Below are 21,622 nucleotides of genomic sequence, written 5' to 3'. Positions count from 1 at the left end.
AATTTTTAAGCTTTAAAAAAATAAAGTGACAGACAATATAAATACTAACAATCATAATTACACCCCTTCAGGGGCTGGGGGCATTCGTGCAGGTATAATAGGCGGTGCTGGCTATACAGGTGGCGAATTAATTCGTTTATTACTTAATCATCCTCAAGTAGAAATAGTATTTGTACAAAGCGGTAGTAATGCTGGCAATGTATTAAGCAAAGTACACACTGATTTAATTGGCGATACAGATATTCTATTTTCTGAAACGCACAATTACGATGTAGATGTCATTTTCTTTTGTGCTGGCCATGGTGAGGCAAAGAAATTTGTACAAGAAAATGATATACCTAGTCAGATTAAACTAATAGATATTGGTAATGATTTTCGTTTAACAGCAGATGCTTCTATTAAGGGCAGAAACTTCGTTTATGGCTTACCAGAGATAAATAGAGAAGCTATAAAAAAAGCCGATAGTGTTGCTAATCCAGGTTGTTTTGCAACGGCTATACAATTAGGTTTATTACCTTTTACAAAAGCTAGTTTACTTAACAATGTAGATGTGTACACAACAGGTATTACCGGTAGCACTGGTGCAGGACAAAGTTTAAGTGCAACCTCACATTTTAGTTGGAGAGCTAATAATATTTCGCCTTATAAAACCTTAACGCATCAGCATTTAGGCGAAATCATGCAATCCTTACACCAAGAGGCAGGTAGCAACGCATCTTTACCAGCTATCAACTTTGTGCCTTGGCGTGGCGATTTTACAAGAGGTATTTTTATCAGCTCAACCTTTAAATTTAAAGGTGATAAACAAATGGTTGTTGATGCATTTCAAGCAGCCTATAACAACGAACCATTTACCAAAAAATCTACTTCAGCCATTCATTTAAAACAAGTAGTTAACACTAATAAATGTGTTGTCAATATTGAAATTGTAGAAGACACTATTGTTGTTCATTCTGTGATTGATAATTTATTAAAAGGTGCTTCGGGTCAAGCGGTACAAAATATGAACTTGATGTTTAGCTTTGATGAAACATTAGGTTTGAAGCTAAAAGCTGCTAGCTTTTAAAGCCCCCTAAATCCCCCAAAGGGGGAATAAAAAACTAATAAAATGGAAAATAAAAATTTAACTCAAGAAACCTCTTCACAAAACCCCACTATGGGGGGTAGGGGGGCTATATTGTTTGACGTTTATCCTCTTAATAATATCACCATTACAAAGGCATTAGGTAGTAATGTTTGGGACGAAAATGGTACACAATACTTAGATATGTATGGTGGCCATGCTGTTATTAGTATTGGTCACACACATCCTCATTGGGTAAAAACTATTGAAGAGCAATTGGAAAAAATTGCATTCTACTCTAACTCTGTTATTATTCCTTTGCAAAAGCAATTAGCCGATAAATTAGGTAAGGTTAGTGGCAAAGAAGATTACCAATTATTCTTGTGTAATAGTGGTGCTGAAGCCAATGAAAATGCTTTAAAACTAGCTAGCTTTCATAATGGTAAAAAGAAAGTGATTGCTTTCAGTAAATCGTTTCATGGTCGTACTTCTTTGGCAGTAGCTGTAACAGACAATCCATCAATAGTAGCGCCAATCAACGAAACAGAGAATGTTATCTTCTTACCTTTTAATGATGAAGCTGCTTTAAAAGTTTGCTTTGAACAACAAGGAAATGAGATTTCTTCTGTCATTATTGAAGGTATACAAGGTGTTGGTGGAATTATAGAAGCTGATGCTAGTTTCTTGCAATTAATTCGCTCTTTATGCGACCAATACAATGCTGTATTTATTGCAGATAGCGTACAATGCGGTTATGGTAGAAGCGGTTTATTTTTTGCCCACGACCATGCCGGTATAAATGCAGACATTTACTCAATGGCAAAAGGTATGGGTAATGGTTTTCCTATTGGTGGTATTTTAATAGCACCACACATTAAACCTAAATATGGTTTGCTAGGTACTACTTTTGGCGGTAACCAACTGGCTTGTGCAGCTGCACTAGCGGTACTAGAAGTTATTGAACAAGATAATTTAGTAGCCAATGCTGCAAGTGTAGGTAACTATTTACAAGAAGAATTGAAGAAAATTACCGCTTTACAAAATGTACGTGGTAAGGGCTTAATGATTGGTTTTGATGTACCTAAAGCATTAAAAGATTTGAAGAAAACTTTATTAACCAAGTTTAAAGTTTTCACAGGTGAAGCTAAACCAAATGTTATACGCTTACTACCTTCTTTAGCTTTAACCAAAGCGCAAGCTGATGAGTTTTTAACTGCACTTAAAGCAGCTATTGAATATTTAACGCCCCAACCCTAAAGGGCGTTAAGAAATCACCAAAATCCATTTCATCATTTAAAATCAAGGTTCAGACAAATAAAAAATCCCGCAGGTTTTGCGGGATCAGCAGTTGGTTTTGGTTGCCAAATCTCTATAAGCGACTATCAATTTCGTTACTTAATAAAGTAAAAATTTCATCTACAGAGCCTTCGCCTTGAATGTTTTTTACTTTATCAAATTGTTGGTAATAATCTGCTACCGCAGAAGTTTTCTTGCGATATTCAGCAATTCTAGCTGTTATGACAACTTCATTTGTATCATCGCTGCGTCCACTTGTTAATCCTCTATTTAAAAGGCGTTTTACAAGTTCTTCTTCAGACACTTCAAGTGCTAATACAATACCAATTTCTGTCCCTTTAAGTTGTAACAATTTATCTAAAGCAGATGCTTGAGCTGTTGTGCGAGGAAAACCATCAAACAAAAAACCTTTGGCTTCAGGGTTAGCTTCTAAGGCCGAACTTATCATACCAATTACTACCTCATCTGGTACTAATTCACCTTTATCCATAATACTTTTAGCCTCTAAACCAAGTGGTGTACCTGCTGCAATTTCTCTGCGTAAAATATCACCTGTAGACAAGTGAATTAAGCCATATTTTGCAATTAGCATTTCACTTTGGGTACCTTTTCCACTACCTGGAGGACCAAACAAAATAATGTTGAACATTGTAAGTAAAGGAGTTGCTTGAGGGGCAAATATACATCTTGCAACTAAAACTGTTTCCAATTTGTTAAAACGAGTGTATTTTGTAAGCAATTACAACTGCTGCGTCTTAAATAGAAAGTGAAAACAACATTCATTCACAACTATTTTAACCAAAAAAGCGTATATCATTAAAACAACAATATGAAACTATATCAAATAGCCTTATTAGTAACTTTAACTTTTCAAAGTTGCTATTCGCAAAACAGTAATACCAAAAAAGAGATTATGGAAAATGATAAAAAAAATCCTGTTTACTCAAAAACAGATAGCAGTAAAGTAACACTTAAAGATGAAGAATGGAAGAAAATATTAAGCCCAGAAGTGTATCAAGTAGCTAGGCAAAAAGGAACAGAAAGACCATATACTAGTAAATTCGAAAGTTCAAAAGAAGTAGGTACATTTTATTGTGCAGTATGTGGTAATCCTTTATTTAAAAGCGATGCAAAGTTTGAAAGTGGCTGCGGCTGGCCAAGCTTTTATGAGCCGATTAGTAAATCATCAATGATTTATTTACCAGATAATAGTTACGGCATGAAACGTACAGAAGTTGAATGTAGCAGATGTAAATCGCATTTGGGCCATGTGTTTGAAGATGGTCCACCACCAACAGGCTTACGTTATTGTATTAATGGTGTAGTATTAGATTTTGAAAAAGCTAAAGCTGCTGAGAAAAAATACAACGAGGGCGAAAAGCACTAAGTAAATTACTAAATACCCAGAGAAGAAAATAGGCTAGTTCTTAATTGAACTAGCCTATTTACATTTATAAACTATCTTCTTTTACTAACTCTTCTTGCTCGGCATTTTCTCTAACCATATCAATAATCCAATCTTTACGCTTTAATTCAAAATTAGTACCTAAATATAGCCTGCGTACTTGTTCATCGTCAGCTAGTTGTTCTGCTGTACCGTGCTTAAATATTTTTCCTTCAATTAGTAAATACGCTCTATCACAAATAGACAAAGTTTCGTTTACATTGTGGTCTGTAATTAAAATTCCAATGTTTTTATACTTCAATTTTGCCACTACAGATTGAATATCTTCAACCGCAATAGGATCTACACCAGCAAAAGGTTCGTCTAATAAAATAAATTTTGGGTCTACAGCTAAGGCACGTGCAATTTCAGTTCTACGTCTTTCACCACCACTTAAGCTGTCACCATTATTTTTACGCACATGGTGCAAATTAAACTCGCTTAATAAAGTCTCTAATTTTTCATGGCGCTCTTGCTTATTCAATTTCGTCATTTCTAGCACAGCCATAATATTATCTTCAACACTCAGTTTTCTAAACACACTAGCTTCTTGTGGTAAGTAACCAATACCCATTTGTGCACGTTTGTACATAGGTAGTTTGGTAATGTCAACTTCATTTAAAAATACTTTACCATCATCAGGTTTTATTAAGCCCACCACCATGTAAAAAGTTGTGGTTTTACCAGCACCATTTGGCCCCAATAAGCCCACAATTTCACCTTGTTTTACTTCTACCGAAACCTTATTAACAACGGTCCGTCCTTTATAGCTTTTTTGTAAATTGGTAGTATGTATGGTTAAACTCACAGTAAATCTATTTGAACAAAAATAAACGTTCTACACTACTGTGTGAAATGATTATAGTTACTTTAAAGATTGTTTACCAATTGTATAAAAGCAGTAAAATGCCTAATTGTGTAGCATTTATAGGCTTTATAGCAGCATATTTGGTTCAAATAGCCACAATCTTTTAATCATTGGTTTATATTGCAGCCCTATAATTGAGAAGATGAAAGTAACAGACCACATTGCACAGGCAAAAGATACCTTGGTATCATTCGAGGTATTACCACCATTAAAAGGTAAAACCATTACTACTATTTACGACCATTTAGATCCTTTAATGGATTTTAAACCAAGTTGGATAAATGTGACTTATCACCGTAGCGAAACCATGTTTAAAAAGAAGCTTGATGGTACGTTTGAAAAAGTAGAAGTAAGAAAAAGACCAGGTACGGTGGGCATTTGCGCAGCTGTAATGAACCATTACCAGATAGATGCTGTGCCACATATTATTTGCGGTGGCTTTACCAAACGTGAAACTGAAGATGCATTAATAGACTTAGATTTTTTAGGTATTGATAATGTTTTGGTACTACGTGGTGATGCTGCTAAAAACGAAGCTAGCTTTGAACCAGAACCAGATGGCCATAAATATGGTATTGATTTATTGAAACAAGTAACCAATATGAATCATGGTATTTATATTGATGAAGACATTAAGAATGGTGGTAAAACCAAATTTTGTTCTGGTGTAGCTGGTTACCCTGAAAAACATTTTGAAGCACCAAACTTAGAGATTGATTTGCAGCGCATGAAAGAAAAAGTAGATGCTGGTGCAGATTACATTATGACACAAATGTTTTTTGACAATCAAAAGTTTTTTGATTTTGTAAAAGCATGTAGAGATATGGGTATTACAGTACCAATTATTCCAGGTTTAAAACCATTGACCAATAAAAAGCAATTGTCTGTTTTACCAAGAATATTTCATGTTGATATTCCTACAGATTTGAGTAATGCAATAATGAAATGCAAAACCGATGCTGAGTGTGAACAAGTCGGTACAGAATGGTTAATAGCACAGAGTAAAGAACTTAAAGCATTTGGTGTACCTGTATTGCATTATTACACATTGGGCAAACCAAAAGTGATTTATAATGCAGTGAAAGAGGTGTTTTAACCGCTGATTACTTATGATTTAAATGATGTTCCATGATAATTTTAATCATGGAACATCAATATATCAGTTTTTATCTGCGGTTGCCTATCCTATCAAACCAGCAGCTCTACTTATTTCAAGCATTCTATCCATTGGTTTTTTAGCCGCAAGACGTAAATTTTCTTCCATCAATATTTCTGGCAGTTCGTACTTCATACACAAATACAATTTCTCTAGTGTATTTAGTTTCATGTAAGGGCAATCATTACAAGCACAATTGTTATTTGGTGGTGCAGGAATGAAAGTTTTTTCAGGCGCATCTTTCTGCATTTGATGCAAAATGCCAGTTTCTGTTGCAACTATAAATTCTTGTACATCGCTAGCCACAGCATATTTTAATAATTGTGTGGTACTACCAATGTAATCTGCAATTTGCAATACCGCTTCTTCACATTCAGGGTGTGCAATCAACTGTGCTTTTGGATGACGAATTTTTAATTTGGTAATTTTTTCCAAGCTAAATATCTCATGCACCATACACGCACCTTTCCAAAGTAGCATGTTTCTACCCGTTTTTTTATTTAAATAACCACCTAGGTTTTTATCTGGCGCAAAAATGATTGGTTGGTCTTTTGGAAGGCTTTCAATTATCTTCTCAGCGTTACTACTTGTACAGATAATATCGCTCAAGGCTTTTATCTCTGCTGTGCAGTTAATGTAAGATATCACTAAATGATCCTTGTGCTTCTCTTTAAAGGCTTTAAACAAGTCAGCAGGGGCAGAGTCAGCCAGCGAACATCCAGCCCTTAAATCGGGCAGCAAAACCTTTTTCGTTGGATTGAGGATTTTGGCTGTTTCGGCCATAAAATGCACACCTGCAAAAACAATCATATCAGCATCTGTGCTTTGTGCTTTTTGCGCAAGCCCTAAACTATCACCAATATAATCTGCCACATCTTGAATATCTGGCTCTTGATAAAAGTGCGCCAACACAATAGCATTCTTTTCTTTTTTCAATTTTTCAATCTCTGCAAACAAATCCAACCTTGCATCTAACGCTATATCCAAAAACCCTTTTTCAGAAATCTGTTCTTTTGCTATTTCAATGTTCATAACTACCGTAATATTCTTTTAATAATACTTTATTTATAAAACCCACTACTACTATTACGAGTGTGGATTTCGGGATAACTTACTTATCCCCACGCTGCGAAGTTAATTAGCTCAGGCTTATGCACTTAAACCCACAAATAATTAACATTGGCAAATGCTTACTGTTGTTATTTATCACTGCGTTTTTAACATCTGTGGATGATGGTTATTCAGTTTACACACATTCAGTAATCCACAGCTTATCAATACGAGAATAACAGGGATAACTAAGGATAAAAATATGCCTCTTAAACTTTTTCTCTGTTTTACCAAACGCAGTTAATCTATTTCTACCCACAAAAATTTTCTTAAAAAATGGACTTATTCCCTATGTTACCAAATTATTAACAACCATATTGTGGGTAAATTTTTTCACCATTTTTTTGGTTTGTATGCCTTGCAAATTTTCTAAAACAAGCTAAAGGTTTGTGCACATATGTAATGCGCTATACGATTTGTTTTGACTATTTTTTCCACAATTTGTGTAAACGCATTATTCCCCTATTTTTGCCATCCTTAAAAATTTCACTAATACAAATATTATGTCTGTTATTCAAACGATTCGTGACAAAGGTGGGTGGATTATGATTACCCTGATTGCCTTAGCCTTAATTGCATTTGTACTACAAGATAGAGGTCTTGCTGGTAGAGGTGGTGGTATTTTTGGTAATACCTCTACTTTAGGTAAAGTAAATGGTGTAACCATTGACAAAACTGACTTTGACAATGAACTTACTTTCACTGAAAAAATGTATGGTCAACAAGCAGGTACACGTGAGCAGTTAATTAGTGGTGTATGGTCTCAAGATGTTGATAAAATAATCAACCAACAAGAGTATGAAAAATTAGGTCTTGCAGTTGGTGATAAAGAACTGTCTGATGTTTTGTTTGATCCAAACATGTCTCCATTAAAAAGAGAATTTACAGATCCTAAAACTGGTGAGTTTAAAGTAGCTGATGCGAAAGCTGCTTTTGCAAATATTAAAAAAAGCAAAAACGCTGAGCAAGTTGATATGATTAACAAAGCTTACTTAGAGCCAACTGTACAACAAACATTGCGTCAAAAATATGCATCTTTATTACAAGGTGCTGCTTACGTACCAAAATGGTTAGTAGAAAAAACACAAGCAGATAATGGTGCGGTTGCTTCTATTACTTATGTAAGTATACCATATAATTCTATTGTAGATAGTACAATTAAACTTACTGAAGAAGATATTATAGCGTATGCTAGAAAACATCATAAACAATTTGATAGAGATGAAGAAAGCAGAACTATTAGTTATGTAGGTTTTGCAACTACACCAAGTGGTGCAGACAGTGCAGCTACATTAAAACAAATTACTGATTTAAAAGCTGAATTTGCAGCAACACAAGATGCAAAAGCTTACTTATCAAAAGTTGGTAGCGATATTCAATTTTACGATAGCTATTTAAGCAAAACCAAAATGCAACAAGCTAATAAAGATAGCATTACTAAATTAAGCGTTGGTCAAACTTATGGCCCTTATTTAGATGCTAGCAATTACACCATTGCAAAAATGATTGGTGTAAAACAATGGCCAGATAGCGTAAAAGTGCGTCACATTTTAATTGCAACTGCTGACCCAAGAAGTGGCCAACAATTAAAACCAGATACTGTAGGTAAAAAATTAATAGACAGTATAGAACTAGCTATTAAAAGCGGTGCAAGTTTCGATACATTATGTGCTAGATATTCTGAGGACCCAGGTAGTAAAGACAAAGGTGGTGTGTACGACTATTTCCCTCAAGGCCAAATGGTTGGTGCATTTAACGACTTTGCTTTTGATAAACCAGTAGGTACTAAAGGCGTGGTAAAAACTGAATATGGTTACCACTACATTGAGGTATTAGGTCAAAAAAATCCTCAAGCAGCTTACAAAGTAGCTTACTTATCTAAAGCTATTATTGCAAGCAACGAAACAGTTGCAGCCGCACAAACAGCCGCTTCTCAGTTTGCAGCTACTAGCAAAAACAAAAAAGCGTTTGATGAAAATGCATTGAAACTAAACAAGCAACCAATGCCATCTGGCGATATTAAACCAATGGATTTTTCAGTTCCTGGCATAGGTGCTGGCAACGATGCTCGTAAATTAGTAAGATGGGTTTATGATGGTGGTGCTGGTGATATTTCAGAGCCACTAGAACTTGCTGATAAATACATTGTAGCAGTAATTACAAGTGTTAACAAACAAGGTTTACCATCAGTAGCTACTTTACGCCCATTGGTAGAAGCACAAGTACGTAATGAGAAAAAAGCAAAACAAATTATCGATACCAAGTTTAAAGGTGCAACTTTAGAAGCCATCGCTACAAGTGCAGCAACAGCAGTACAAAGAGTAGATAGCGTATTGTTCAGCAATCCATTTATTCCAGGTATTGGTATGGAGTTAAAAGTGGTAGGTGCAGCATTTAACCCAAGCTTAAAAGGTAAAGTAAGCGAAGCAATTGCAGGCAACAGTGGTGTGTATGCAGTACGTGTAGAAAACATTACCGAAAAAGCAGCAAATAGCGATGCTAATGCAGTAAAACAATCTATTTTGCAAGCGCAAAAAATGGCTGCTTACAGCAGTGCAGGTGCTTTAAAGAAAGCAGCAACTATTAAAGACAATAGAGCGAAATTTTATTAGTAGATATTATTTTTAAGGTATTAAAAAAGCCCACAGTTACGCAACTGTGGGCTTTTGTTTCTTATACCGAAACTTGCAACGCATCAATATGTTGTAGTTTTGTAGCCATTATTTAAATGTGATTATGTCTGATATTATTGTAAATAAAGTAGCCGAAAGCGGATTAATTACATTCGACTTAGAAGAGTTTTATCCCAAAGGTGAGATAGCGGTTTTCGACCTAAAAGACTACCTATTCATGGGTTTAATTTTAAAAGAGAAAGATTACCGTGCCGCCCTGCTAGCTACCGATTGGACGCAATACCAAGATAAATACGTAGCCATTACTTGCACTGCCGATGCCATTATACCCATGTGGGCCAATATGCTTGCAGCTAGCTATTTGCAACCAGTAGCAAAAGATGTTGTTTTTGGCAACGAGCAGCAACTAATAACCAATATCATAACCAAAAATTTAGCTACCGTAAACGGTGAAGAATATACCGATAAACGTGTGGTGGTAAAGGGTTGCGGCGATATTGCCATACCAGAAACCGCCTATGTAGACATCACCAATAAACTGCGCCCATTTGCCAAAAGCATTATGTATGGCGAGCCATGCAGCACCGTGCCTATTTACAAAAAACGCTAAGTTTTTTATTTGAAGACTATTGTAACCAACAGTAGAATAACTGTGTAGCTTTTGTTGCGTCGCACACTTGTACGTTCTGTTCGCCGTGCGGCTTTTATCAAAGCGTAGAAAAATTATTGTTATTCAAACACCACCGTCTTATTTTCATAAGTAAACACTCTGTCTTCAAATACATATTGCAGCGCCTTAGCTAGTACAGCCTTCTCAATTTCTTTACCAGAACGTACCATATCACTAGCCGTAAACGAGTGATCTACAGGTATGGTTTGTTGAGTAATAATTGGTCCTTCATCTAAATCATTGGTTACAAAATGTGCGGTTGCGCCTATTAATTTTACCCCCCTATCAAATGCTTTTTTGTAAGGATTAGCACCAATAAATGCAGGTAAAAAAGAGTGGTGAATATTGATAATTTTACAAGGATATTTTTCTACAAAATCTGCCGACAAAATGCGCATAAACTTAGCCAACACTAAATAATCTGGCTGATAATTGTTGACTATTTCATGTAGCTCATTTTCAAAATCAGCCTTTGTTTTAGCCTCGTGCGATACAAAATGAAAAGGAACATCAAAGCGCTTGCAAATATCTTCTAGCACTGCATGGTTACCTACTACACACTCTACAGTTGCACCTAAAGTTTTAAAATAATTACGTACTAGAATATCGCTGAGGCAGTGGTATTCTTTGGTTACAAATACTACCACTTTTTTGTCAGGTAAAGGATTAATATGAATTTCAGCATCGCTAGGCAATACATTTTTAAGCCCTGCTTTTAAAGCTGTTGTATCGGTCGCTTCTTGAATTGCTATACGGGCAAAAAATCTGCTAGCAGCAATATCTACATGCTCACGCATAGCAATAATGTTGCTATTACTTTCAGAAATTACCTGCGCAATTGCTGCCACTAAACCAATACTGTCTTTACACTGAATAAGAATTACCATTGTTTAAAAGCACCTTTATATATCTATAAAAAAAGTAGGAAATAGCGCAAATGTAACTGTAACCAAGTTATTTATACTAAGCCATACTAGCCCTAAAAAAGCACGTAAATTTAAACGGTAGCAATTTTTCATTTCATTCCTTAATTTCGCGGCACGCAAAAAACAACATTATTATGCAGGAAGAGGTAGATTTAATACTAGATGATGCAGCAGAAACCATGCAAAAAGCCATTAACCACCTAGAAGCAGAATTGGTAAAAGTGCGTGCTGGTAAGGCTTCGCCTACTATGCTAGATGGCATTACTGTTGAATATTACGGTGCGCCTACACTTATCAATCAGGTGGCCAATGTAACTGTACAAGATGCTAGAACATTAACCATTCAGCCTTGGGAAAAAGCCATGTTGCCTAAAATAGATAGAGCAATTATGGGAGCAAATATTGGCGTAACACCGCAAAACGATGGTGTGCAAATTCGTTTGTTTATGCCACCATTGACAGAAGAAAGAAGACGTGAATTGTTTAAAAAAGCAACGGCAGAAGGCGAACAAGCCAAAGTTGCTATTAGAAATATTCGTAGAGATGCGATTGAGCAATTTAAGAAATTACAAAAAGAAGGCTTAAGCGAAGACGCTGCAAAAGATGCAGAAAAAGCGACGCAAGACCTTACAGATAAGCATATTGCTTTAGTAGAAAAGCATTTGGCTGCAAAAGAAAAAGAAATGATGACGATTTAATCGGTCAACCGTCGACGGTCAACCGTTGACTGCAATCACACATTCAACGGTTAACCATGACGAAGAAGCAACGTTACGAACAGGTTTTACAATATTTTGAAACCGCAATTGCCAATCCTGAAACAGAACTTTTGTACGATAACCCCTACCAATTACTAGTGGCGGTTATTTTATCTGCACAATGTACCGATGTGCGTGTAAACCTTACTACACCAGCAATTTTTAAGCAATATCCTACACCTGTTGAATTATCTAAAGCCACATTTGATGAGCTTTTTCCATTGATAAGAAGTATTTCGTACCCCAATAATAAAACCAAGCATTTAATTGGCATGGCAAATATGCTGCTAGATAAGTTTAATGGTGAAGTACCAATGACAGTGGATGAACTAGTGCAGCTACCTGGCGTAGGAAGAAAAACAGCCAATGTGGTAACGAGTGTGATAGATGCACAACCCAATATGGCCGTAGACACACACGTGTTTAGGGTAAGTGCAAGGCTTGGCTTAACTACAAAAGCAACCACACCATTAGCCGCAGAAAAACAACTGATTAAATACATACCAACAGAACTAGTGCATAAAGCACATCATTGGTTGATATTACATGGTAGATACACTTGTATAGCTCGCAACCCAAAATGCGAAAAGTGTGGTTTAACAGTTATTTGCCCTTATTATAAAAAAATGCAGAAGAAGCTAGGCGTAACATTTTAGAATATCGAAACACAGGGCAAGGAAGCAAAGAAGAATTATAGAATCCCCCTGTTGCTTCTTTGCTCTGTGGTAAAAACCTAGTAACTACTATCAGGAACATTTATAAAATTATCTGTTCCTGTATTTACCCTACCAACTTTATTAAGCGTAAACCATTTAAAGTTTTGATCGGCTACAAGCCCCATTTGACCTTTAATTTTTTGCTGACCGTACTTGTAAATGGTAGCTGGTTTATCGGTGTAGAAAGTGCCAGTAAGTTGGTCCCACCAAAGTTCATCGCACCAAAGTGTATCTCTGTGGCGGTTAAAAACCATCACGCTGTCTTTTAAAAACACCTTGTTATCGTTCTCTAAATATTTGCCGTATTTGGCATTTAATTGGCTTTCAACGGTGGCCAATGTGTCGTAAAAATCTACATGTAAGCTTTTAGGAAACTCTATTTTACCGCTATCATTGGTGTATCTAAATAAAACAGGCGCAACAAGCTTGGCTTTCACTTTACCATCGTTGCTTAAAAAGCTTTCTATGTTTTTACCTTCTTCAATACCAGGGTTGCGTTTGCCCAAATCTTTCACCTCTTGCACATCATTTTCACAAGACAGCAACAAACCACAACACGATAAAAAAGCAAGTAAATATTTCTTCATTTTTATTACACGAATTTTAAAGCCAATTGCACGAATTGTACACTAGCGATTTACGTTTCACTTTTTCACTAATTCGCTTCGCAAATAGCGTACAAGCCAGTGTACATTAAATCAGCATCAGCAAATATCTTGCTTTTAAGATGCGGAATAAAAAACTCCATATCGCCACCGGTTAATTGTACGTTAAGATGGTCGTATTTTTCTTGATAAGCCTCAATAATACCATCAATTTCCTTGGCCATGCCTAAAATAACCCCACTTTGAAGATTGGTTTTGGTATCGTAACCAACCAAAGGAAAATTATGGTCAGCTTTTACCAAAGGCAATAAAGCTGTTTGCTCGTGCATGGCTCTAAAACGCATATGCATACCTGGTGAAATACTGCCACCTAAAAACTGATGTTGGTTATTGGTAAAATTGTAAGTAATGCAACTACCTAAACCAATGGTAAGGTTATGACTATTAGGAAATAAGTGAACCGCCGCAGCACAAAGCGCCAATCTATCTGCACCAATGGTTTCAGGCTTGCCCACAGGTGTGGTTATTGGTAATTTGCTTGTATGATTAAGCTTGTGAAATTTGGTCTTGCTGGCTAGTAATTCCTCTATTGATGTATTATGATTAACCACAGACGACAAAATACTTTTACTTGGCTGATATTTTTCTATTAGTTGCGAAATGCTTCCAGTAGCATCATCTTGCAGTACCAATAGTTCTTGCATTTGCCCATTTACAAATACCGCACATTTTAAACGTGTATTACCAAAGTCGAAGCAAAGTGTAGTAGCCATAGCCATTAATTGGTTGTAAAAATAAAGGTTAACCGCTGATTGAAATGATATTAGCGACGTACAGTGGTTTTTGAATCAATATTGTTTGAATATTCATAATCAACATAAATCATAGCCATCAAACAAATCAGCGGTTTATTTTTCCCAATGCGGCATTTTCTCTTTCACATTTCGTAAGCCCCTACTTTTGCAGCCCAGTAATTTCGCACACTTATATTTTGGCGCCACAGCAACTACATATCGCATTAGTAGGTAACCCCAATAGCGGCAAAACGTCGTTGTTCAATGCATTAACAGGCCTTAACCAAAAAGTAGGCAATTTTCCTGGTGTTACGGTTGATAAAAAAACAGGCTTTACCACACTTGATGATGGTACACAAGCAGAGCTGATAGATTTACCCGGTACGTACAGTTTATACCCACGTAGAGCCGATGAATGGGTAAGCTACAAAGTATTAATGGATGCTGATGAAGTAAAACCAAACGTGGTATTGCTAGTAGCAGATGCGAGTAACCTTAAGCGAAATTTATTGTTTTGTAGTCAAATGATTGACTTGAAGCTACCCATAGTAGTGGCTTTAACAATGAACGATTTGGCTGAAAAAAAGAACATCCAAATAAATGTTTCAGGCTTAGAAACAGAATTGGGTGTGCCGATAGTTTTGGTAAATCCAAGAAAAAACAAAGGGCTAAACGAGCTGAAAAAAGCGTTGAGTTTGGTAGGAAAATCTATCAATAAAATTCAGCCGAGAGATTTTATAAACAATAAGCAACTTGCAGCTTCTTCAATAGATGCGTTGCAAAGAATACAGCCACAGTTAAGTGATTATGCGGCTATTCATTATCTTATTAATCACGAAAGTTTTCCACTAACCGAGCAATTACAGCACGACATAGAACAGATTGAAATAGACCATAAATTCAATCCTACAAAAACGCAGGCAGAAGAAATAATGCAGCGTTACCAGCGCATAAAAGTAATTATGCAGCAAAATGTAATAGAGCCAGACCCATTAGAGAAAAAGCTATTTACAGAAAAGCTAGACAATGTATTGCTGCATCGCACATGGGGCTATGTAATTTTATTAGCCGTACTGTTTTTATTGTTTCAAAGTATTTTTTGGCTGGCGCAATTTCCAATGGATGGCATTGAGTGGACGTTTCAACAAATAACCACTTGGTTAAATGCCAGCTTACCACAAGCCTGGTGGAGCGATTTATTGGTAAATGGATTTGTTGCAGGCCTCGGTGGCATCGTCATTTTTGTACCACAAATCATGATTTTGTTTGGGCTAATAACCTTGCTAGAAGATACAGGTTATATGGCTCGCATTAGCTTTTTAAGCGATAGAATTATGCGAAAAGTAGGCTTAAACGGTAAAAGCGTAATGCCTATGATTAGTGGCTTTGCTTGTGCTGTGCCAGCCATTATGAGCGCTAGAAATATTGAAAATAAAAAAGAGCGTTTACTTACCATTTTGGTTACACCATTAATGAGTTGTAGTGCAAGGCTTCCCGTGTACACCATTTTAATTGCATTGGTAATTGATGACAAATACTATTTTGGCTTTTTAAGTTTGCAAGGCTTGGTAATGATGGGCTTGTACTTTTTAGGTACGTTCATGGCTTTAATAGTTAGCTATGTAGCCAAATGGTTTATTAATATTCAAGAGAAAAGCTTTTTTATTTTAGAGTTGCCAGTATACCGTAGCCCTCGTTGGAAAAACGCAGGTATTACTATGGTAGAAAAAGCTAGAATATTTGTTACAGATGCTGGTAAAGTAATTATGCTTATTAGCTTGTTACTGTGGTTTTTAAGCAGTTTTGGCCCCGGCGATAATATGCAAAAAGTAAAAGATAAGTACGCTATTCTAGCACAACAACAGCCGCAACAAAAAGATGCTTTAGACAAACAATTATCTTCAGAAAAACTGCAAGTTTCCTATGCAGGTATTTTAGGCAAAGCTATAGAACCAGTAATAGAACCTCTTGGCTACGATTGGAAAATTGGCATTGCATTGATTACCTCTTTTGCTGCAAGAGAAGTATTTGTAGGTACAATGGCCACATTGTATAGCGTAGAAGAAGATGATAGCAACGCATCCTTAAGAGATAAAATGCAGGCTGCCACACATCCTGATGGTAGCAAAGTCTACACGTTACCAGCGGCTTTATCGCTAATGGTTTTTTATGTACTAGCTATGCAATGTATGAGTACTTTAGCTGTAGTAAAAAGAGAAACCAAAAGTTGGAAATGGCCAACTATACAGTTTGTATACATGACCGCTTTAGCCTACGGCATGAGCTGGCTAGTATACCAATTGTTTAGCTAAGTTTATTTAAAAGGATTACTCCATTTGCTATCAGTATAAATATTGGTGCCACTTAAAGTTTTCAAAAACGCTACAACACTATTCACATCTTGTGCTGTGAGATTCAGCTTTTGCCCTTGCCCATTAATTACAAATCTTGGGTCTAAGTTTGTATTGCCTGGAGCAAGATTAATCGTACCATAATGACCAATTACGTTTTGTAATGTTGCCAAATTACCTGTATGCATCATTGGTCCATTTTCTGCACCAGTATTGTTTATGAGGTCTCTTAAGGTAGGTGATTTAGTTACTGTAATATCAATACCAGTATTTGCAATTGTTCCAATAATGCCATTGTTTCTGCTATTAGGATCAATATCAAATTCTGGTGCGTTGTGACATCTATTACAGCCCAAACCACCACCAATTCTATTGCCATTGGCATCAAAATTTGGGTTGGTAATAAATAACAACTTACCAGTATTTTCTTGTGCCGTAAGGTTCGGAAAATTATCAGCATCGTTATTTACTTGCGCCCTACCTGCATCGTATTTACTGTCAAAAGACTGAATACTTCTTACAAATTGAGATAGGCATTCTTGCAAACGAGCTTCTGATATGGTGGTATCGTTGTAGGCAAATTTGAATAACTCGTTGTAATATTTTATGCCCTGTAATTTGGTAAGTAAAGTAGTAATGGTTGGTCTACCACTAAGGCCACTAAAACCCATTTCAGCATGGTCTTGTATAGGTTTGGTGGTTTGTTGTTCTAATGTTGCAGCTCTTTCGTCCCAGAAAAATTTACGCTCTACAGAGTATCGTGCATTTACCAAACGCATAGAATGCCTAGCCGTAAAGCCACCTGCAACACCTTTACTTGTAATAGCAGTATCGCCAAAAGCAAAAGCTTGTTTATGACAACTTGCACATGCAATGGTATTATCAATGCTTAAGTTTTTGTCGTAGAATAATACCCTACCAATGGTAGCTTTTGCATCGCTTATAGCATTAGTACCTGTATTGTCTTTAACTATATAATTTGGCTTACCTTGGTTAGCGTAATTAGCCAGGCTATTAAGGTTGATATTGGTGCCAAAAGCTTGTTCTATTGCTGTAAATGTGGTAACAATAGTTGTATCGCTCTTAGAGCAACTAATGATTGCAAAACCAGCTGTGCATATAGCTGCAATGGTTAAAGGGATTTTTTTCGTAAAGGCAAATGGTTTAGGACGCATTAAAAAATTGACTTCAGCGCTACGTATAAGTTTAACGTGAATGTTGCCATAACAACTAATACCTGTTAGACGGCAACATCTAGCAAAACCTTTGTCGTTGAAAAAATTCTTTAATCAGCCTAATAATTAACCTAAACCAGTCGCTTTAAAGCGCTTTCTAGCTGAGCAAGCATTACAGGTATATCGCTTGTTTTACAAGTACCCACACTTAATCTATACCAGCTACTATTTGCACTGGCACCAAAAGCAGTAAAAGGTACAACAGCAAGTTTTGCTTCGCTTAAAATGTATTCTGTAACATCGGTTTGTTGGCTTAATAATTTGCCTTCAGCCGTTTTCTTACCAGTTAAATCCATTTGTATGGTTAAATAAATAGCAGCTTTTGGCGCTACAGCATCTACAGCAAAACCCTTGGCTTTTAATGCCATAAAACCATTGTAAATAGCCACTAATCGTTCTTCCATAGCGGCTTTAAAATGGGTGAGGTATTGTTTAATATTCTTTGTTTGTGGTAAATAGTTTGCCAATGCCTTCTGCTCGGCCATTGGTGCCCAAGCACCAATATGGCTTAAAATGGCTTTTACTTTTGCCATTATTTCTGCTGGTCCAAAAGCCCAGCCAACCCTTACACCTGTAGCTGCTAGTACTTTAGAAATACCATCAACAAATACGGTGTAAGCTTTCATTTCTGGCCTAAGCGTTATAGGATTATAATGTTCGGTAGTGCCGTATGTAAGCGTCCAATACATTTGATCGAACATTAAATAACATTTCTTTTCACCTTCGCCACGGCTATTATTTTCTGCAATAATTAGGTCGCATATTTCAGCTAACACATCTTTCTGTAATGTAGTACCAGTAGGGTTTTGAGGTGTACATAAGCAAATTAATGTAGCGCCTTTTATATGGTTAGCTATATCATTTGCCGTAGGCATAAAATTATTTTCTACGGTAGCTTCTATTACACAATGTTCAGCATCATTCATGTTGGTGTAGTGGTTATTATTCCACGATGGTGCAGCATAAATTACTTTATCACCAGCATCAACCAATACTTTAAAAATGGTATAAATTAATGGTCTGCCACCAGCAGCAATTTGTATTTCGTTGGGTGCATAGTCTAGTCCTTCCCATTCTTTTAAAAATGCGCTTACACTTTTGCGAAGCTCTACAATACCGTCTGCTGCAGGGTAATTGGTATAATGCTGTTTATAAGCATCAATAATGGCATCTTCAAAAGCTTGAGGTATAGGAAAAATAGATGGGTCAAAATCGCCAATGGTATAGTTAAAAATCGTTTCGCCGTTTCTAATGCGTTCGCTAATAGCGTTACCAAGTTTTACTATTTCCGATCCTTGTTGCGATGCTGCCAATTTGCTTAAAACCAAATTACTCATATGTTGTTCTTTTAAAGTGAAAAGCGGCGGCAAATGTAGTAACTAACGCTTGTTAGTAATGATTAAACATTTTAAACGGCTAAGTAAATTTTAATAATTAGCCATTGTATTTGCCGTGGCAAACTGTTAACTTCGCTATCCTTCCAAAAAAAGGAAGCCTAGATAGAAAATATTTTAGGTTTTAAATAATTTGTGATAAAAATTCTAAATAAAAGCCGTAACTTTTGTTTTTATAAAAACCACTAATGATTGTGGAAATAGAGATTTACTATGGCAATAACTAACAGAAAACCAACTACACCCACTGTAAAGAAGGCTAGAAAAGCACCACAGCAAATTGCTACAGAAGATATAGTTATTAAAAAGCTTACCAATAGCGATGGTACAGAACCAGATATTTACGCTGGATTACAAAAATATTTTGGATTTAAAGAGTTTAAAGGCACGCAAGAAAAAAGCATTAAAAGCTTATTGGATGGTCACGATACATTTGTAATAATGCCTACAGGTGGTGGCAAAAGTTTGTGCTACCAATTACCAGCTTTATTATTACCTGGTTGCGCCATTATTGTGTCGCCACTAATTGCTTTAATGAAAAACCAAGTAGACTTAGTACGTGGTTACAGCGAACAAGATAATATTGCACACTTCTTAAACTCGTCGCTTAATAAAGGGCAAATAACTGCTGTAAAAGAAGACTTGCTAGCAGGCAAAACCAAGCTATTATATGTAGCGCCAGAAACACTTACCAAGCAAGAAAACCTAGATTTTTTTAGCGATTTAGAAATATCATTTTTCGCAGTAGATGAAGCACACTGTATCAGCGAATGGGGTCATGATTTTAGACCAGAATACAGGCGCTTACGTGAAATGATGGATATTATAAACAAGCAAATACCAGTGATGGCATTAACAGCAACCGCTACACCAAAAGTGCAAAGCGATATTGTTAAAAACCTTGGCTTGCGCAATCCTAATATCTTCATTTCATCGTTTAATAGGGCTAACTTATTTTACGAAATTCAACCCAAAATAACCAAAGAGCAAACAGTAAAAAGTATTGTAAAATTTATATCGCAGCACAAAGGTAAAAGCGGTATCATTTACACACTTAATAGAAAAACTACTGAAGAATTGGCTGAATTGTTAATGGCCAATAATATTAAAGCAGTAGCTTACCATGCAGGTTTAGACCAAAAATTAAGAGCCACTAGACAGGATCAATTTTTAAACGAAGAAGTGCATGTAATAGTTGCTACCATTGCGTTTGGTATGGGCATAGATAAACCAGATATTCGCTTTGTTATCCACTACAACATACCAAAATCAATAGAAAATTACTATCAAGAAACTGGTCGTGGTGGTCGTGATGGCTTAGAAGGTATTTGTGTATTATACTATTCTCACAAAGATGTATCGAAGCTTGAACATTTAATGCGAGACAAGCCATTAAGTGAGCGAGAAGTAGGTGCACAATTGATAGACGAAACCGTTGCTTACGCAGAAAGTAGCGTGTGCCGCAGAAAAATATTACTACATTATTTTGGCGAAAATTGGGAAACAGAAAATTGCGGTAATTGCGACAACTGTACACACCCTAAAGAGAAGTTTGAAGCGAAAGAAGAAGTGGTAAAAGTGATTAAGACAGTAAAAGCCTTAGATGAGCGCTTTACAACCGATTATACGGTAAATGTAATTATGGGTAAAGCCACACCACAAGTTACCATGTATCGACACGAAAAGCTGCCTGTATTTGGTATTGGTAAAGACAAAGAAAGCCACTTGTGGAACAGCTTGATAAGACAGATGTTGCTTGAAAATCTAATTAAGAAGGACATTGAAGAATATGGCTTGTTGAAACTAACAGAAGGCGGTGAAAAATTCTTGAAAAAACCGACATCATTTAAAATTGTACTTAACCACATATTTGAAGAGGGCGAAGGCGATGATGATGATCACGAATCTGCACCACCAGCAACGGCAACGGCTACAGTAGACGAAAGACTGTTTGACATGCTGAAAGAGTTAAGACAAAAAGAAGGTAAAAAGAAAAGCTTGCCACCATTTGTTATCTTCTTAGAAAACTCTTTGCAGGATATGTGTACGGTATATCCTACAACACTTGAAGAGCTAGAAAAATGCCAAGGTGTAAGCAAGGGTAAAGCTATAAAATACGGTAAGCCATTTGTAGAGTTAATAGCTAAATATGTAGAGGAAAACGAGATAGAAAAGCCAGATGATTTTGTAATGAAAAGCGTAGCTAATAAGGCAAGCAACAAAATCTTTATTATTCAAAATGTAGATAAAAAAATACCACTAGAAACCATTGCCAAAAACAAAGATTTAAAGCTAAATGAGTTACTTGAAGAAATGGAAACTATAGTAGCTAGTGGTACCAAATTAAATCTTGATTATGCTATTGATGATTGGTTAGATGAATACGATCAAGAAGACATTATAGAGTACTTTAAAGGTTGCCAAACATCATCGCTAGATGTAGCACAAAAAGAACTAAGCGACAATAATTACACTTGGGAACAATTGAAAATTATGCGCATTAAGTTTTTAACCGTATTTGGTAACTAACGCAAGTTGCTAGTTATAAAATAAGTGAGCATCGAAAAGAGTTTAAAAGTTACCACACTCATCAAACTCAATTA

18 protein-coding genes are annotated in these 21,622 nt (G+C 36.2%); 10 read left to right on the top strand and 8 right to left on the bottom strand.

Annotation, left to right across the window (positions count from 1 at the left end):
• Nucleotides 1–25: 25 nt before the first annotated feature.
• Both argC and ACT9TX_RS09540 read left to right on the top strand, forming a co-directional pair.
• A complete protein-coding gene (gene argC / locus ACT9TX_RS09545; protein WP_481338057.1) occupies nucleotides 26–1,066 on the top strand; it encodes an N-acetyl-gamma-glutamyl-phosphate reductase in 1,041 nt (346 codons plus the stop codon).
• Between the two features lie 42 nt (nucleotides 1,067–1,108).
• Entirely contained in the window at nucleotides 1,109–2,320 is a 1,212-nt protein-coding gene (locus ACT9TX_RS09540; protein WP_481338056.1) for an aspartate aminotransferase family protein, read from the top strand.
• 112 nt (nucleotides 2,321–2,432) lie between these two features.
• Here the strand turns inward: ACT9TX_RS09540 and ACT9TX_RS09535 are convergent, their stop codons facing one another.
• Complete coding sequence (locus ACT9TX_RS09535) at nucleotides 2,433–3,008, bottom strand: adenylate kinase (RefSeq protein ID WP_481338055.1); 576 nt, start codon at nucleotides 3,006–3,008, stop codon at nucleotides 2,433–2,435.
• Nucleotides 3,009–3,188: 180 nt separating this feature from the next.
• Here ACT9TX_RS09535 and msrB point away from each other — a divergent pair, with 180 nt between their 5' ends.
• Nucleotides 3,189–3,746 (top strand): peptide-methionine (R)-S-oxide reductase MsrB, encoded by a 558-nt coding sequence (msrB, locus tag ACT9TX_RS09530; protein ID WP_481338054.1) that lies wholly within the window; start codon nucleotides 3,189–3,191, stop codon nucleotides 3,744–3,746.
• A 64-nt stretch (nucleotides 3,747–3,810) separates the two neighbouring features.
• Here msrB and lptB read toward each other — a convergent pair whose 3' ends face one another.
• Complete coding sequence (lptB, locus tag ACT9TX_RS09525) at nucleotides 3,811–4,611, bottom strand: LPS export ABC transporter ATP-binding protein (protein ID WP_481338053.1); 801 nt, start codon at nucleotides 4,609–4,611, stop codon at nucleotides 3,811–3,813.
• A gap of 202 nt (nucleotides 4,612–4,813) precedes the next feature.
• Here lptB and ACT9TX_RS09520 point away from each other — a divergent pair, with 202 nt between their 5' ends.
• Nucleotides 4,814–5,767 carry a methylenetetrahydrofolate reductase gene (locus ACT9TX_RS09520; protein ID WP_481338052.1) on the top strand — a complete coding sequence of 318 codons (954 nt, stop codon included), beginning with the start codon at nucleotides 4,814–4,816 and terminating at the stop codon, nucleotides 5,765–5,767.
• An 84-nt stretch (nucleotides 5,768–5,851) separates the two neighbouring features.
• On the opposite strand, the gene nadA is transcribed toward ACT9TX_RS09520, so the two are convergent.
• Nucleotides 5,852–6,859 (bottom strand): quinolinate synthase NadA, encoded by a 1,008-nt coding sequence (gene nadA, locus ACT9TX_RS09515; protein ID WP_481338051.1) that lies wholly within the window; start codon nucleotides 6,857–6,859, stop codon nucleotides 5,852–5,854.
• 581 nt (nucleotides 6,860–7,440) lie between these two features.
• Here nadA and ACT9TX_RS09510 point away from each other — a divergent pair.
• On the top strand, nucleotides 7,441–9,549 hold the full coding sequence (locus ACT9TX_RS09510; protein ID WP_481338050.1) for a peptidylprolyl isomerase: 2,109 nt from the start codon (nucleotides 7,441–7,443) through the stop codon (nucleotides 9,547–9,549).
• Between the two features lie 124 nt (nucleotides 9,550–9,673).
• Entirely contained in the window at nucleotides 9,674–10,180 is a 507-nt protein-coding gene (locus ACT9TX_RS09505; RefSeq protein ID WP_481338049.1) for a DUF2480 family protein, read from the top strand.
• 119 nt (nucleotides 10,181–10,299) lie between these two features.
• Here the strand turns inward: ACT9TX_RS09505 and purU are convergent, their stop codons facing one another.
• A complete protein-coding gene (gene purU, locus ACT9TX_RS09500; protein WP_481338048.1) occupies nucleotides 10,300–11,127 on the bottom strand; it encodes a formyltetrahydrofolate deformylase in 828 nt (275 codons plus the stop codon).
• Between the two features lie 173 nt (nucleotides 11,128–11,300).
• Here purU and frr point away from each other — a divergent pair, with 173 nt between their 5' ends.
• Nucleotides 11,301–11,864 (top strand): ribosome recycling factor, encoded by a 564-nt coding sequence (gene frr / locus ACT9TX_RS09495; protein ID WP_481338047.1) that lies wholly within the window; start codon nucleotides 11,301–11,303, stop codon nucleotides 11,862–11,864.
• Between the two features lie 56 nt (nucleotides 11,865–11,920).
• Nucleotides 11,921–12,580: an endonuclease III gene (nth, locus tag ACT9TX_RS09490; RefSeq protein WP_481338046.1), complete on the top strand. Its 660-nt coding sequence runs from the start codon at nucleotides 11,921–11,923 to the stop codon at nucleotides 12,578–12,580.
• Between the two features lie 77 nt (nucleotides 12,581–12,657).
• Here nth and lptC read toward each other — a convergent pair whose 3' ends face one another.
• Both lptC and ACT9TX_RS09480 read right to left on the bottom strand, forming a co-directional pair.
• Nucleotides 12,658–13,227 (bottom strand): LPS export ABC transporter periplasmic protein LptC, encoded by a 570-nt coding sequence (gene lptC / locus ACT9TX_RS09485; protein WP_481338045.1) that lies wholly within the window; start codon nucleotides 13,225–13,227, stop codon nucleotides 12,658–12,660.
• A gap of 68 nt (nucleotides 13,228–13,295) precedes the next feature.
• Entirely contained in the window at nucleotides 13,296–14,018 is a 723-nt protein-coding gene (locus ACT9TX_RS09480) for a type III pantothenate kinase (protein WP_481338044.1), read from the bottom strand.
• 218 nt (nucleotides 14,019–14,236) lie between these two features.
• Between ACT9TX_RS09480 and feoB the strand changes: the two genes are divergently transcribed.
• A complete protein-coding gene (feoB, locus tag ACT9TX_RS09475) occupies nucleotides 14,237–16,351 on the top strand; it encodes a ferrous iron transport protein B (RefSeq protein WP_481338043.1) in 2,115 nt (704 codons plus the stop codon).
• A gap of 2 nt (nucleotides 16,352–16,353) precedes the next feature.
• Here the strand turns inward: feoB and ACT9TX_RS09470 are convergent, their stop codons facing one another.
• Together ACT9TX_RS09470 and ACT9TX_RS09465 are read right to left on the bottom strand one after the other, a co-directional pair.
• Entirely contained in the window at nucleotides 16,354–17,565 is a 1,212-nt protein-coding gene (locus tag ACT9TX_RS09470) for a cytochrome-c peroxidase (protein WP_481338042.1), read from the bottom strand.
• A gap of 131 nt (nucleotides 17,566–17,696) precedes the next feature.
• Nucleotides 17,697–18,962 (bottom strand): pyridoxal phosphate-dependent aminotransferase, encoded by a 1,266-nt coding sequence (locus tag ACT9TX_RS09465; RefSeq protein WP_481338041.1) that lies wholly within the window; start codon nucleotides 18,960–18,962, stop codon nucleotides 17,697–17,699.
• Between the two features lie 270 nt (nucleotides 18,963–19,232).
• Here ACT9TX_RS09465 and recQ point away from each other — a divergent pair, with 270 nt between their 5' ends.
• Complete coding sequence (gene recQ, locus ACT9TX_RS09460) at nucleotides 19,233–21,548, top strand: DNA helicase RecQ (protein WP_481338040.1); 2,316 nt, start codon at nucleotides 19,233–19,235, stop codon at nucleotides 21,546–21,548.
• The last annotated feature ends 74 nt before the right edge of the window (nucleotides 21,549–21,622 follow it).

The sequence above is a fragment of the Parasediminibacterium sp. HNIBRBA5674 genome (assembly GCF_056745525.1).
This window is presented reverse-complemented; position numbering and strand designations above follow the sequence as displayed.